The following is a 13,728-nucleotide window of genomic DNA, read 5'->3' as shown; positions in this document are numbered from 1 at the left end:
AGACATGATTGCTTTAAACAATACCCGTTACCACGCTGCTATTTCCGTGTTATCCGAAATGCTGGTGTTTGCCGCCCCATCCGATGCCACCATGTCGCGTTTTTTTCGCAGCAATCCCAATCTGGGCGGGCAGGATCGCCATATGATTGCCGAATGCGTGTATGGCATTTTGCGCAATAAAATTCGCCTTGAGTGGGTTTTAGGCGGCCCGGCCAATGCGCGCAGCCTGCTGACGGCTTATTTGGTGGTGGTAGAGCGCCGCAATCTGCGTGAATGTGGTGACTGGTTCCCGGACACTGAAAAAGATAATTTTGCCCTGTGTAAAAGCAAAAAACTTGCCGAAGCGCCTGTGTATGTGCGTGCCGATCTGCCGGAATGGGTCGTGAATGATTTAATCGCAGGTGGCATGAATGATGCCGATATTCTTGCACTGGGTGCAGGCCTGCAAGGCGCAGCTGCACTTGACTTGCGGGTAAACAGCTTAAAAGCCAAGCGTGAACAGGTTGCCGCCGAGTTGCTGGATGTAGGTGGGGTAGAAACCACACCAACGCCCTATTCGCCCTGGGGCCTGCGTGTAACCGGCAAGCCCGCCATCAATAAATACCGCGCCTTTACCGAAGGCCGTGTGGAAGTACAAGACGAAGGCAGCCAGCTTTTGGGCCTGCTCACCGGCGCAAAACGTGGCCAGATGGTGGTGGATTTCTGCGCGGGTGCGGGGGGTAAAACGCTGCTCTTGGGCGCAATGATGAATTCCAGTGGCCGCTTGTACGCCTTTGATGTATCCGAAAAACGCCTGAACAACTTCAAGCCGCGTCTGGCTAGATCTGGCTTGTCTAATGTTAGCGCGCAGCTGATTTCCAGCGAAAACGATCAAAAGATTAAGCGTCTGGTCGGCAAAATTGATTCGGTACTGGTCGATGCGCCTTGCTCCGGCATGGGCACCGTACGCCGCAATCCCGATCTGAAATTCCGCCAAAATCCAGCCAGCGTGCTTGAGCTGAACGCCATGCAAACTAGCATTCTGGCCTCGGCTTCGCGCTTGGTAAAATCAGCAGGGCGCTTGGTTTACGCCACTTGCAGCTTTTTGCCATCCGAAAATGAGGCCATTATTGAAGCCTTCCTTGCCGCCAATCCAGACTTCAAACTACTGGACGCGCCTGAGCTGCTAAAGACCGAGCAAGTAGAAATTCCGCTGACCGGCCCCTACTTCAAACTGTCCCCCCACCTGCATCAGGCCGATGCCTTTTTTGCGGCGGTCATGCAGAGAGATTAATGATTTCAAGAAAATCCCATCAACTTGATGGGGTTTTTTTATGGCTTGGTTTTTAAATAGGTTTCCAGCCACTGATCCTGCTCCCACAGCATGTGCATAATGGATTCGCGGGCGCGGTAGCCGTGGCTTTCATTGGGCAGCATCACGAGGCGTGCTCTTACACCCAGCCCTTGCAGGGCCTGGTACATGCGCTCGCTTTGCACGGGAAAGGTGCCGGAATTGTTGTCCATTTCGCCATGAATCAGTAGCAGCGGGTCTTTGATCTGGTCGGCAAAGTTGAATGGCGCCATAGCCTGGTAGACTGGTTTGGCCTCCCAGAAATTACGCTCTTCGGATTGAAAACCAAAGGGGGTGAGCGTGCGGTTGTAAGCGCCGGATCTGGCGATGCCCGCCTTAAACAGCCGGGTGTGGGCCAGTAGATTAGCGGTCATAAATGCGCCGTAACTATGCCCGCCAATGGCAATTTTATCGCGATCAGCTACCCCCAGCTTAACCACGGCATCGACTGCGGCTTCGGCATTCATGGTGAGCTGTGGCAGGTAATTATCGTTAGGCTCGGTTTTGCCTTCGCCCACAATTGGCATGGCGGGGTTGTCGAGCACGGCGTAGCCGCGGGCCAGCATGGCTTGCGGGCCAAAGTAGCTGATGCGGTTAAAGCGATATGGCGATTCGCGCACCTGGCTGGCGAGCTGGGCATTTTTAAATTCGCGCGGGTAAGCCCACATGAGCATCGGCAGCGGGCCATCTTTTTTAGCGTCGTAGCCTGCGGGTAGATAGAGCGTTGCATCCAGCATCACACCATCTTTGCGCGGGTACTGAATTTTTTGCTTTTGCACGCCTTTAAGCTGTGGCGAGGGATGCGGGAATTGCGTGAGCGCCCGTGGCTGAGTGCTGCTTGTAATATCGTGCAGGTAAAAGTTTGGCCTTTCGGTAGTGGCTTCGCGGCTGCTGATAAAGCGATTCTCATCTATCATCGCCACGGGGATTTCATAAAACGGAGCTTGCGATTGCCAGAGGCGCTCTGATTTTTTGCTGTCTAATTCATAGCGGTCTAAAAATGGCCGGTCGCCTTCCGGGCCTGCGCCTTCACCAATCAGATAAATCACCTTGCCATCACTCTTAATGATGTTTTGGCCGTAGGCATTTTTTGCCAGCACAGGCTCGCCGGGGTCGGCGTAGCGGTCTTCTGATTTGCGGGCAGTGAGCAGCTCAGGTGCTTGCTCTGGATGATCGGGGCGGATGCGCCAGGTGCGGGTGTCACGCGTTTTCCACCAGGATTCTTCGATCAGCGCCAGATCACCACTTCCCCATTGTAGGGATGAAGCACGCCAGGCCAGCCCGGTCAGTTTTTGGGGCTGGGTGGTGAAGGGCTCACTTTGCTGAAAGAGCGCATCACGAATTTTGGCTTCTTTGGCAGGATCACCATCATCCTGTGCTTGCAGCCAGGTGAGTGTGGCGGGCAGATCTTTGCGCCATGCAAAATGACGCGGCTCTTTGGATACAGCATCGTTACCCGGCGGGATGCGATCTTGCAGCGGCAGGGCTACTGTTTTAAGCAGCTTGCCCTGCGTATTCCAAACTTCAACCGCCTGTGGGAAGTAATAAACGGGGAGCAGATACGAATAAGGGCGGCGTAGCGAGGTGGTTAGAATTAACCCACCGTCAGGGGATGCGCTGGTAGCCAGCAGGGTAAGTGGCTGGGCAATCTTTTTGATTTCACCTTTCAGGCTGACGGTGGCCAGCTGGCTTTGCAGATGCCAATCAAGCAGATCAGCATCTGCCGGTGTTTTTAGCATGTCAGCATAGGTGCGGATTGCGCTTTTGCTGCCAGGCTGGCTGTTCTGGGTATTGGGGCCACTGGGGGTAAGTGTTGCGGTTGGTGCTTTGCCTGCGGGTTTGAGCTGTACCAGTAATTGCTCGCTGGCACCAAGCCAGCTGAAGCCAGTCCCGGCGATAGCATTCAGCGGCTCTTTAATTAATGGTCTGGCGCTGGCTTGGTTCACATCAATCAGCCATAGCTCAATGCCCGTATTGCCCCAGCGGCTAAAAGCAATCCAGCGTTCATTGGCCGACCATGCCGTATCTGCAATCCTTGCTTCTTTGGGTAAGCCGCTGATATTGCGGTTTTGGCCGGTTTTGATGTTCAGCAGGCTGGCACCATTGGCAAAATCAAAGCGGCTTTGGCTGCTCATTCCTGGATTAATACGCAGGCCCGCGAGTTTTAATTCGGGCTGGGCTACATCGCTGATGCTGGGCAAACCTGGCAAGCTAAGCAACAGGGCGGTGCCGTGCCTGGGGCCAAGACGGAATAGGGGGCCACGCGGCGCATCGGCAACGGCTTGTAATTCGGCCGGCGGGGTTTGATAGGCTGCCATGGAGAAGGGGCTCATTATCAGAGTAAGTAGTAAAAATAGGTGCATAGGATTGGTACAAAATAGTCGGGTGTGTAAACGCACTTTACCGCGCCAAATTGTAAGGCTAATGAAATTTATTATCGGGTGAGTATATGAAAAATCCCACCTCAGGGGTGGGATTTCTTATTTAACAACTCGCAGCTGTGGCTTGCCTGTCGGGCGGGGCGGCGTGTCATTTGGGCTATCGTCCGGTGTTTCTGTCGTTTCATTCGGGCCTTCATATTCAAAGCCCATACCTTCCCCATTTTCACGTGAGAAGATAGAAACTACACAACCAACGGGGACCAGAATCTCTCTGGAAACACCGCTAAAGCGAGCTGAAAAGCTGATGTAGTCATTGCCAATACTGAGATTGTGTGTGGCGTTATAGCTGATATCCAGCACGATCTCGTTGTTTTTAACATGCTCCATCGGCACTTGCATCTTGCTCATTACACGCACAACCAGATAAGGCGTATAGCCATGATCCGAGCACCATTCATGCAGCGCACGAATTAAATAAGGCTTGGTAGATACGGTTTGCACGGTTTGTCCTTAGTGACTGGAGGATAGGGAGCTGCGAGCAGGGAATCATGACTTATGCATGTGCTCCCTGCTTACAGTTCTTTCTATGCCTGCAAATTACTTACGCATCGCCTTTTCGTTAGCAGTTAACGAATCGATAAAGGCTTGGCGGCTAAACAGGCGCTCGCCATATTTCATGATCGGAGCAAGAGCTTTGGTGACTTCGATACCGTAGTGCTCAAAGCGCCAGATGAGTGGTGCAATCGCGACATCCAGCATGGAGAACTCCTCTCCTAGCATGAATTTCTGCTTGGCAAATAAAGGGGCAATCTGGGTCAGGTTATCGCGGATGGTTACGCGGGCCTTTTCCATTTCTTTTTTTGTAGTGCCACTGGTTTCCAGCGTTTTAACGTGGATAAACAGCTCGCGTTCAAAGTTAAACAGCATCAAACGGGCACGGGCGCGCATCACAGGATCTGCTGGCATCAGCTGTGGGTGTGGGAAACGCTCGTCAATATATTCGTTAATAATGTTGGATTCATACAAAGTCAGATCGCGCTCAATCAGCACAGGCACTTCATTGTATGGATTCATGACTGCTAAATCTTCAGGCTTGCTGTGAACATCGACGTCGATGATTTCGAAATCCATGCCCTTCTCAAATAAGACAATACGACAGCGGTGGCTAAACGGGCAGGATGTACCGGAATACAGCTTCATCATGGTGACGGATCTCTGCAAAAGTATATGAATTGCAGCATTCTACGCATTTTGGCAAGTTTAATCTATTAAATAAGGATAACTTATTGATTCTTATTGAAATAATTCAATTGTGTAATCGTGGGCATTGTTGATTTTTTTACTTGGAAATAAAAAAAAGCGGCAGGTTTCCCAGCCGCTTTACTGATTTTAATACCTGGGCATTTAGTGAATATCGCGCCAGTATTCTTTTTTCAGCATATAGCTAATCGGAATCATAAAGAATAAGAGGAACAGCAATACGCCATAGCCAATTTGCTCACGCTTAACCTGAGCGGGCTCACCCATATAAACCATGTAGTTCACCAGATCTGCAACACGATGGTCGAACTCGGTCTGATCAAATGCGCCATTTTCGCCAGTTTTAGTGAGGTTGCCAGGAGTAAGGAGTTTCAGCTTTTTATGCTCGCCTTTCACTTCCAGTACCTGCTGGCCTTGCTGATCCCATAGAACATTCGGCATGCCGACTTTATCGAAAGTCAGATTGTTCCAGCCGGTAGGGCGGGTTTCATCACGGTAAAAGCTGCGCAGATAGGTGTAGAGGTAGTCTGCACCGCGAGAGCGTGAAATCACCGATAAATCTGGTGGTGTTGCACCAAACCAAATCTTAGCGTCGTTGGCTTGCATCGACACTTTCATCAGATCACCTACTTTGCTTGTAGGAAACATCAGATTCGCTTCGATTTGTGCTTCGGTTAGACCGATGTCTTGCAGGCGGTTATAGCGCATGGCCACAGCACCGTGACAGGACAGGCAGTAGTTAACGAAAGTTTGTGCACCACGTTGCAGGCTTTCGGTGTCACGCAGATTAATCGGTGCTTTGTCTAAATGTACTTCGGTGTTTGCCTGGCTGCCAAAACTGACGCTGGCTAATAAGGCGAACAGCAGTGTATTGAGTGTCTTTTTCATATTGTCCTCCCCTTAGTGCATCGTAACGCGGTCAGGAACCGGTTTGGTTTTATCAATCTTGGTGTAATAAGGCATCGCCAAGAAGAAGACAAAGTAGATGACTGACAACAATTGTGCAATGACTGTACGGACATTGGTTGAAGGCAGTGCGCCTAAAATACCAAGGCCAATAAAGGCGATCACAAATAATGTCAGCATGATTTTGTAGATAGGGCCACGGTAGCGGATTGATTTAACTGGTGATTTATCCAGCCAAGGCAGAGCTGCAATAATCATGGTTGCCGCACCCATCGCCAGTACGCCCCAAACCTGTGTGCCAAAGAAAGATGGCACCGCACGCAAGATGGCGTAAAACGGAGTGAAGTACCAGACCGGTGCAATATGGGCAGGAGTTTTCAGTGCATCGGCCGGATCAAAGTTAGGGTGCTCAAGGAAGTAGCCGCCCATTTCTGGAGCAAAGAAGATAATGGCGCTAAATACCGCCAGGAACACTGAAACGCCAAAAATGTCTTTTACCGTGTAGTAGGGGTGGAAAGGAATTCCGTCCAGTGGAATGCCGGTTTTAGGATCTTTTTTCTTCTTGATTTCCACACCATCCGGGTTATTCGAGCCTACTTCGTGTAAAGCCACCAGGTGAGCTACCACCAGCGCCAGCAGTACCAGCGGCAGGGCAATCACATGCAGGGCAAAGAAACGGTTCAGAGTAGCGTCCGATACCACAAAGTCACCACGAATCAGTACGGATAAATCCGGGCCAATCACAGGAATCGAGCTAAACAGATTCACAATCACCTGTGCGCCCCAGAATGACATCTGGCCCCAGGGCAGCAGGTAGCCCAGGAACGCTTCGGCCATCAGGCATAGATAAATCATCATACCGAATACCCAGATGAGTTCACGCGGCTTTTGGTAAGAACCATAAATCAGACCACGGAACATATGCAGGTAGACCACCACAAAGAACATCGATGCGCCTGTGGAGTGCATATAACGAATCAGCCAGCCGCCTGCAACATCACGCATGATGTATTCGACCGAGGCAAATGCTACCGAGATATTGGTACCCGGAATCAATGAACCATCCGGTTTGTAGTTCATGGTGAGGAAAATACCGGTGACAATTTGGATCACCAGTACCAGCATCGCCAAAGAGCCAAAGAAATACCAGAAATTAAAGTTTTTGGGTGCGTAGTATTCGGAAATGTGTGCTTTCCAGGTGGAGGTCAGCGGAAAGCGCTCATCCACCCAGTTGAGGGCCTGCTGGCCCATCTCTTGTGCTTTGCTCATGGGTCAGCCTCTATTTATCGTCGCCAATCAACAACCGCGCTTCAGTTATATACTTATGCGGCGGAATGATGAGGTTTGTCGGAGCTGGAACGCCAGAGTACACGCGGCCAGCGAGGTCGAATTTGGAGCCATGGCATGGGCAGTAAAACCCCCCTAGCCAATCCGGGCCCAGGTCGGCAGGAGCCAAGTCCGGACGGAATGTTGGCGAACAGCCCAAGTGCGTACAGACACCGAGTGCAACCCAGATTTCAGGCTTGATCGAGCGGGCCGGGTTATTGCAATAGTCTGGCTGGGTGCTGCTGAGCGATTTAGGGTCGCTTAGCTTGCTGTCGAGCTTTGGCAAGTTGGCCAGCATTTCAGGTGTACGTTTTACAACCCAAACTGGTTTACCCCGCCATTCGGTGGTTACTTGCTGGCCCAGTTCAAGCTTGCTGATATCCAATTCCACGGGTGCACCCGCAGCCTTGGCTCGCTCGGAAGGAAAAAAACTTGCGATAAAAGGCGTGGCTGCACCTGCCCCTGCTACCGCACCGGCAACGCCCGTGGCGATCAGCAGGAATCGCCGTTTGCTGTTATCTACTTGCTGGTCACTCATAACCCAATCCCTGATTGACGGCTAAAACTACCAAATTCTACCTGAAACGACAGGGGAACTTAAAGCTTTGCGCGCATGTCTTTAACAATCTCTCTTGCCCGTGCCCCTATTTAGGGCTTAGAACGGGCGTAAGTCTGTAATTCTTCATCTATTTTATCAGCGACAGCTGATGTAATTTCACTGACACTTTCGTGTGCTGTACCGGGGGCGGTTATTTGCCAGACCCGTGCAGAAAGCTGCCAGCCACCATTGAGTGGTGTAAGGGTATAGCTCATCCTAGCCTCTGTGGCCTGTGTGACATTAGGAATTTGCATGCTGAATTCCAAACGTTGTGTTGTTCTTTGTTTGAGCTGCATACCCTTTTGTTTACGATAAAGCACGATGTCGTCAAGGATGGCGCGGGCCGGGCGATCTTTAATCAAAATACTGGGCTGATTTTCTGTCGTTTCTGTTGTGTTTACTGGATTTTGCTGGGTTTGTGCAGGGGGAGTTGTCTGGTTTTTCTCTGTGCCAGATGGTGTACTTGCGCAGGCAGAGAGTAGGGTCAGGGCAGCTAGTGAGAGTAAAAAGCGTTTCATTAGACTGGGTTCGCTTGGTCAAGATGAATGTGTTCTAGCCCATATTGGCTGGCTAGGTGCTGGCCTAATGCTTCGATTCCATAGCGCTCGGTGGCATGGTGCCCTGCTGCGATATAGCTCACTCCGCTTTCTTTGGCTAAGTGAGTGACAAACTCAGATGCTTCACCTGTAATAAAGCAATCAATCTCTAATTGTGCTGCTTCGTGAAAAAAGCTTTGCGCGCCACCGGTGCACCAGGCGACTCGTTTGATTAATTGTTCGCCCGGGCCAATAACCAGGGGAGAGCGTTGTAATTGCGCATCAATTTGCAGTGTAAATTCTGCCAAAGAGAGAGGGGTTTCCAGCTCGCCGAGCCAGCCGAGCTTCTGATCACCAAAATGATTTGAGCCGACAAGGCCTAATTTTTTCCCCAGTTGTGCGTTATTGCCTAGTGTGGGATGTGCATCAAGGGGAAGATGATAGGCAAGTAGATTGATGTCGTTTGCCAGTAGTTTAGCAATGCGGGCCTTTTTTGTGCGGGTGATGCAGGCGTTTTCACCTTTCCAGAAAAAACCGTGGTGTACCAGTAATGCATCTGCGTTTAAATCAATTGCCGCATCAATCAGAGCAAGTGAAGCAGTTACACCTGTGACAATACGCCCGATGTCTGGGCGACCCTCAATTTGCAGGCCGTTTGGGCAGTAGTCACGCCAAGTGTCTACAAGCAGCAGTTGTCCGATATAATTTTCTAGATCTTGTCGTGCTATGGGCATATTTAACAGCGCCTTGGAAAACATGAAAAAACTTTGGTTAATTTTCGCACAAACTACAACAGCAGGTCTTGCTGTCTGGTTCCTAGTTAGCTTACTTCGTCCGGATTTGGTTCATCCGCCCGCTCCGGCTCCCGTGGTGATGGTGCAACAAAATCGCGCGGAAGCCGCGTCTGCACCTACTGTGGCGTCGTATAGTCCTGCTGCAAGGCGCGCTATGCCATCAGTAGTAAATATCTACACCGCCAAAGAAGTAAAGACACCTTTACCTCCTTTACTTAATGATCCGCGTTTTCGGCGCTTTTTGGGTGATCGTTTGGGCGGGGAAGAGCAGCGTGCTTCAAGTCTGGGCTCTGGAGTAATTGTCTCTGATCAGGGTTATATCATCACTAATAATCATGTGGTGGAGTCGGCCGACGAAATTGAAGTGGCTTTATCGGATGGCCGCACGGCATCGGCCAAATTAATTGGTGCAGATCCTGATACTGATCTGGCGGTGATTAAAATCGAGCTGGATCGCTTGCCTGCTATTACCTTTGCCGATGCAAGCAAGGCGGAAATCGGTGATGTTGTACTGGCAATTGGTAACCCTTTTGGCGTTGGCCAGACGGTGACAATGGGGATTATCTCGGCCCTGGGGCGCTCCGAACTGGGGATCAATACGTTTGAAAACTTTATTCAAACCGATGCACCGATTAATCCCGGTAACTCCGGCGGTGCTTTGATTGATACCAAAGGTAATCTGGTCGGGATCAATACCGCTATTTATTCCAAAACGGGTGGATCTTTAGGGATTGGGTTTGCTATTCCTGCTTCAACCATCCGGCAAATTATGGATGCCCTGATTAAAGACGGCAGCGTGACGCGCGGCTGGCTTGGGGTAGAGATGCAGGAAGTCACGCCAGAGCTGGCGGCATCTTTTCGCCTGGACGAAGCGAGGGGAGCACTGATTGCCGGCGTAGTACGTGGCGGGCCGGCTGATCGGGCGGGCCTGAAACCGGGCGATGTTTTACTTAAAATTGGCGGCTCGGAAGTGCGTAATGCCTCGGGCATGCTTAATCTGATTGCTGCATTCAAGCCCGATGAAGAGGTGGAAATGGAAGTATTTCGCCGTGGTAAGCCCGTAGTCCTGCCCGTTAAATTAGGCAAGAGGCCCAAGTTTAATAATCGTCGTTAGTCTGCTGATCAAAAATCCACGCCCCGGCGTGGATTTTTTTAGCGAATTGCATCGCAATGACTTTTGTTTAATGTCCCTGCAATAGGCGAATCTCTGCAGCTGCCAGATTGTCGCTTTCTCCCAGAATAACCAGGGTATCTCCAGCCTGGAGCTCAAAGCTGGCATCGGGTTGTGTTGGCAGCATATTGCGGCGCCGCACACTTCGCACTTCGATATGGAGATTTTCGAGTTTGAGCTCACCCAGATGCTGGCCAACAGCGGCAGCATCATTGGACAGGTAAATGGTGTGCAAACGGGGCTGCGGGCGATCGCTGTCGTCGGCATCCTCGCTTACTCCACGGTAAAACCCGCGCAGCAGCTGGTAGCGCGCTTCCCGAACTTCGCGTACGCGGTGTACCACCTTATTTAAGGGCACACCCAGCAGCATCAGCGTATGAGAGGCCAGCATCAGGCTGCCTTCCATGATTTCTGCTACAACTTCGGTTGCACCTGCATTTTTGAGCTGGTCGATATCGGTGTCGTCCTGTGTGCGAATAACGATTGGCAGCTCCGGGCGGATTGCATGCACGATTTCTAAAATCCGCATAGCGGAATGGGTTTCGGAATAAGTGACAACGATAGCGCTGGCCCGCATCAGGCCAGCAGCAATCAGTACTTCTCGTTTGGCTGCATCACCATAAACAACAGAATCACCGGCTGCGGATGCTTCACGTACCATATCGGGGTCTAAATCCAGGGCAAAAAAGTCGATGCCTTCCTGATTTAGGATACGAGCTAAGGATTGCCCGCTACGGCCATAGCCACACAAAATTACATGGCCATGCTGCTGCATGCCGAGCACGGCAACCTGATGCAGACTGGCGGCCAGGTTCATCCATTCCGAACGAGCAAGACGCAGGACTAATTTATCGGAGTGCTGAATCAAAAATGGTGTAATCAGCATGGATAAAACAATACCGGCAACGGTAGTTTGTAAAATATCTTCGGGTAGCAGGGCACTTTTAGAGGCCAGTGCCAGCATAACAAAAGCAAATTCGCCACCTTGGCCAATGGTAAAGCCAGTGCGCCAGGCCGAGCCGGGAGTGCTGCCAAAAAGTCTGGAAAGTGCGGCAATCATCAGTATTTTGCCGGGGCCAAGCAGGGCGAGCACTAAAAGTACCCGCCACCATTGGGCCAGCAGTACCGAGTAATCTAAATTCATCCCGACCGTAACAAAGAACAAGCCCAGCAGCAGGTCGCGAAAAGGGCGCACATCGTCCTCTACCTGATAGCGAAAGTCTGTTTCGGCAATCAGCATGCCAGCCAGAAAAGCGCCGAGAGCAAGTGACAAGCCTGCCAGCTCGGTCATCCAGGCAATACCCAGCGTAACCAGCAGCAGGTTGAGCATAAATAGTTCGCTTGAATGTTGTCTGGCGACCATATTGAACCAGGGGCGCATGAGTTTTTGCCCAAAATAGAGCAGAACCATTAGCACAACGATGATCTTGAGTGCAGCCAGCCCCAGTGCTACAAGCAGTTCACTACCGGGCAGGCCAAGTACCGGAATCATAATTAGGAAGGGTACGACGGCCAAATCTTGAAATAGTAAAATACCAATTGCATTTTGCCCGTGCGGAGAATGAAGTTCATTGCGATCGGCCAGTAATTTAGAAGCCATCGCAGTGGATGACATCGAGAGTACGCCACCCAGAGCCAGGCCCACTTTCCAATCCAGGCCCGCCCAAAAGCAAATCAGCATCGTGGTGAGCAGCATCGCCATGACTTGCATCAGCCCCAGACCAAATACAATGTGGCGCATTGCATTCAGGCGAGCCAGATTAAATTCCAGCCCCAGAGTAAACATCAAAAAAACCACGCCATACTCGGCAAGATGTGTTGCTTCGTTGCTGCTGGCAATAAAGCCCAGGGCGTGCGGGCCAATGAGTAAACCCACCAGCAAATAACCCAGCATGGCGGGAAGTTTAAGGTGACGGCACAGGACAACCGTTAAAACGGCAGCAGCAAGCAAGAGTAATAACGAGGAGAGTTGGATGGACATAGGCCGTATAAAGTTTGTTGCGTGCTGACAAAGTGCCGAGGATTACATCCTGGCAGCCGTTTAAGTGTCCTGAAGGAGAGCCCGGTATTCAGGGGGCGTTGTACGCCTTCCCAGGTTGATCGTATATGTGGTAAGTCTATTCGTTTTTATTGCCACAGGCCGCTTATTTATGGATATTAGCCTGATTTCCTAAATGGATTCTATCGGACATTAACCTAGGCTTATCGCATCAATTGATCTGGACTGGCATATTGCCAGCAGACACAGGTGGCGGGGGAGGGGCTGCTTCTCTTATACTTTCGCGCATATGAAAAATGCTGAATTTATCCTCGGGTGCGCTCGTCGCGTACTTCGGGTTGAGGCTGATGCTGTTTTCGCGCTGGCCGAGCGAATCAATGATCAGTTTGTGAAAGCTTGCGAGCTGATTCTTTCCTGCCATGGGCGGGTCATCGTGATCGGGATTGGCAAGTCGGGGCATATCGCAAAAAAAATTGCGGCCACGATGGCGAGTACCGGCACACCTGCATTTTTTGTGCATCCTTCCGAAGCGGCTCACGGCGATTTGGGTATGATCACCCGCAGTGATGTGGTGCTGGCCTTGTCTAACTCGGGTGAAAGTGATGAGGTGATCGCTTTACTGCCTAGCCTGAAACGCCTGGCCATTCCTTTGATTGCCATGACGGGCAATGCCGAATCCACATTAAGCAGGCAGGCCGCTGTGCACCTTGATGCAGGTGTGGCTCAGGAAGCCTGTCCTTTGAATCTGGCACCAACAGCAAGTACAACAGCGGCCCTTGCTCTGGGCGATGCGCTGGCCGTGGCTTTACTGGAAGCACGTGGTTTTCAGGCCGAGGATTTTGCCCTGTCGCATCCGGGGGGCAGCCTGGGGCGGCGTTTACTGGTGCTGGTCAGAGATTTAATGCACACCGGTGAGGCTTTACCTGTGGTGCAGCAGGATGTTTTGTTGCGCGATGCACTGCTTGAAATCAGTAAAAAGGGCATGGGTATGACCGCTGTGGTCGATGCCGAAGGTAAATTAACAGGCATTTTTACTGATGGTGATTTGCGCCGTGCCCTTGATCTGGATGTTGATGTACGGGATACCCGAGTTTCCACGGTTATGACGCCGCTGCCTGCAACCATTGAGGCAGGCAGATTAGCTGCCGAAGCAGTGCAGCAGATGGATGCTCGCCGGGTAAATGGTTTATTGGTGCTGGAGGCAGGGGAGCTGATTGGTGCAATTAATATGCATGACCTGCTTCGGGCCCGTGTAGTTTAAAATATGGTGTTGCCGTAAAAGCAAACCCAGGTTGCGTTTAGTGCTGCGCTGGCTGTGTGTCGAAAAAAACGATTGAAAATCATTATTACTTACTTTTTGATGAAAGCAGTGATTTTTATGGTTTTTTTGCCTTGCCACCGGGGTTTTGCTGCGTTTTGCAACGACC

General features: G+C 51.1%; 12 protein-coding genes. 3 read left to right on the top strand and 9 right to left on the bottom strand.

What is annotated here, in order from left to right; all coding sequences use genetic code 11:
• The first annotated feature begins 4 nt into the window (after positions 1 to 4).
• Entirely contained in the window at positions 5 to 1,273 is a 1,269-nt protein-coding gene (locus EJO50_RS12400; protein ID WP_125974606.1) for an RsmB/NOP family class I SAM-dependent RNA methyltransferase, read from the top strand.
• Positions 1,274 to 1,311: 38 nt separating this feature from the next.
• On the opposite strand, the gene EJO50_RS12395 is transcribed toward EJO50_RS12400, so the two are convergent.
• The 8 genes from EJO50_RS12395 to EJO50_RS12360 all read right to left on the bottom strand — a co-directional run bounded on the left by EJO50_RS12395 (position 1,312) and on the right by EJO50_RS12360 (position 9,071).
• On the bottom strand, positions 1,312 to 3,648 hold the full coding sequence (locus EJO50_RS12395; protein WP_125974604.1) for an alpha/beta hydrolase family protein: 2,337 nt from the start codon (positions 3,646 to 3,648) through the stop codon (positions 1,312 to 1,314).
• 162 nt (positions 3,649 to 3,810) lie between these two features.
• Positions 3,811 to 4,212, bottom strand: a complete 402-nt coding sequence (locus EJO50_RS12390; protein WP_125974602.1) for a ClpXP protease specificity-enhancing factor — start codon at positions 4,210 to 4,212, stop codon at positions 3,811 to 3,813.
• A gap of 96 nt (positions 4,213 to 4,308) precedes the next feature.
• Positions 4,309 to 4,914: a glutathione S-transferase N-terminal domain-containing protein gene (locus EJO50_RS12385; RefSeq protein WP_125974600.1), complete on the bottom strand. Its 606-nt coding sequence runs from the start codon at positions 4,912 to 4,914 to the stop codon at positions 4,309 to 4,311.
• Positions 4,915 to 5,115: 201 nt separating this feature from the next.
• Positions 5,116 to 5,859, bottom strand: a complete 744-nt coding sequence (locus EJO50_RS12380; protein WP_125974598.1) for a cytochrome c1 — start codon at positions 5,857 to 5,859, stop codon at positions 5,116 to 5,118.
• Positions 5,860 to 5,871: 12 nt separating this feature from the next.
• Positions 5,872 to 7,146: a cytochrome b gene (locus EJO50_RS12375; protein ID WP_125974596.1), complete on the bottom strand. Its 1,275-nt coding sequence runs from the start codon at positions 7,144 to 7,146 to the stop codon at positions 5,872 to 5,874.
• Between the two features lie 10 nt (positions 7,147 to 7,156).
• Positions 7,157 to 7,741 carry a ubiquinol-cytochrome c reductase iron-sulfur subunit gene (petA, locus tag EJO50_RS12370; RefSeq protein WP_125974594.1) on the bottom strand — a complete coding sequence of 195 codons (585 nt, stop codon included), beginning with the start codon at positions 7,739 to 7,741 and terminating at the stop codon, positions 7,157 to 7,159.
• Between the two features lie 110 nt (positions 7,742 to 7,851).
• On the bottom strand, positions 7,852 to 8,319 hold the full coding sequence (locus tag EJO50_RS12365; protein WP_125974592.1) for a hypothetical protein: 468 nt from the start codon (positions 8,317 to 8,319) through the stop codon (positions 7,852 to 7,854).
• Positions 8,319 to 9,071 (bottom strand): Nif3-like dinuclear metal center hexameric protein, encoded by a 753-nt coding sequence (locus tag EJO50_RS12360; RefSeq protein WP_206434387.1) that lies wholly within the window; start codon positions 9,069 to 9,071, stop codon positions 8,319 to 8,321. The genes EJO50_RS12365 and EJO50_RS12360 overlap by 1 nt, the downstream gene beginning before the upstream one ends.
• A 22-nt stretch (positions 9,072 to 9,093) precedes the next feature.
• Between EJO50_RS12360 and EJO50_RS12355 the strand changes: the two genes are divergently transcribed.
• Positions 9,094 to 10,245, top strand: a complete 1,152-nt coding sequence (locus EJO50_RS12355) for a Do family serine endopeptidase (RefSeq protein ID WP_125974590.1) — start codon at positions 9,094 to 9,096, stop codon at positions 10,243 to 10,245.
• Positions 10,246 to 10,312: 67 nt separating this feature from the next.
• Here EJO50_RS12355 and EJO50_RS12350 read toward each other — a convergent pair whose 3' ends face one another.
• Complete coding sequence (locus tag EJO50_RS12350; RefSeq protein WP_125974588.1) at positions 10,313 to 12,283, bottom strand: monovalent cation:proton antiporter family protein; 1,971 nt, start codon at positions 12,281 to 12,283, stop codon at positions 10,313 to 10,315.
• 307 nt (positions 12,284 to 12,590) lie between these two features.
• On the opposite strand from EJO50_RS12350, the gene EJO50_RS12345 reads away from it, so the two are divergent.
• On the top strand, positions 12,591 to 13,562 hold the full coding sequence (locus EJO50_RS12345) for a KpsF/GutQ family sugar-phosphate isomerase (RefSeq protein WP_125974586.1): 972 nt from the start codon (positions 12,591 to 12,593) through the stop codon (positions 13,560 to 13,562).
• The last annotated feature ends 166 nt before the right edge of the window (positions 13,563 to 13,728 follow it).

It is taken from the genome of Iodobacter ciconiae (assembly GCF_003952345.1).
Lineage (GTDB): Bacteria > Pseudomonadota > Gammaproteobacteria > Burkholderiales > Chitinibacteraceae > Iodobacter > Iodobacter ciconiae.
Note: the sequence above shows the minus strand (reverse complement) of the source record. Positions and strands in the feature narration are given on the sequence as shown.

Bases quoted from the DNA above. Each gene is read 5' to 3' on its own strand.
- EJO50_RS12385 (WP_125974600.1), bottom strand. From the start codon at position 4,914: ATGATGAAGCTGTATTCCGGTACATCCTGCCCGTTTAGCCACCGCTGT.
- EJO50_RS12375 (WP_125974596.1), bottom strand. From the start codon at position 7,146: ATGAGCAAAGCACAAGAGATGGGCCAGCAGGCCCTCAACTGGGTGGAT.
- EJO50_RS12380 (WP_125974598.1), bottom strand. From the start codon at position 5,859: ATGAAAAAGACACTCAATACACTGCTGTTCGCCTTATTAGCCAGCGTC.
- EJO50_RS12360 (WP_206434387.1), bottom strand. From the start codon at position 9,071: ATGCCCATAGCACGACAAGATCTAGAAAATTATATCGGACAACTGCTG.
- EJO50_RS12365 (WP_125974592.1), bottom strand. From the start codon at position 8,319: ATGAAACGCTTTTTACTCTCACTAGCTGCCCTGACCCTACTCTCTGCC.
- petA (WP_125974594.1), bottom strand. From the start codon at position 7,741: ATGAGTGACCAGCAAGTAGATAACAGCAAACGGCGATTCCTGCTGATC.
- EJO50_RS12395 (WP_125974604.1), bottom strand. From the start codon at position 3,648: ATGGCAGCCTATCAAACCCCGCCGGCCGAATTACAAGCCGTTGCCGAT.
- EJO50_RS12355 (WP_125974590.1), top strand. From the start codon at position 9,094: ATGAAAAAACTTTGGTTAATTTTCGCACAAACTACAACAGCAGGTCTT.
- EJO50_RS12345 (WP_125974586.1), top strand. From the start codon at position 12,591: ATGAAAAATGCTGAATTTATCCTCGGGTGCGCTCGTCGCGTACTTCGG.
- EJO50_RS12350 (WP_125974588.1), bottom strand. From the start codon at position 12,283: ATGTCCATCCAACTCTCCTCGTTATTACTCTTGCTTGCTGCTGCCGTT.
- EJO50_RS12400 (WP_125974606.1), top strand. From the start codon at position 5: ATGATTGCTTTAAACAATACCCGTTACCACGCTGCTATTTCCGTGTTA.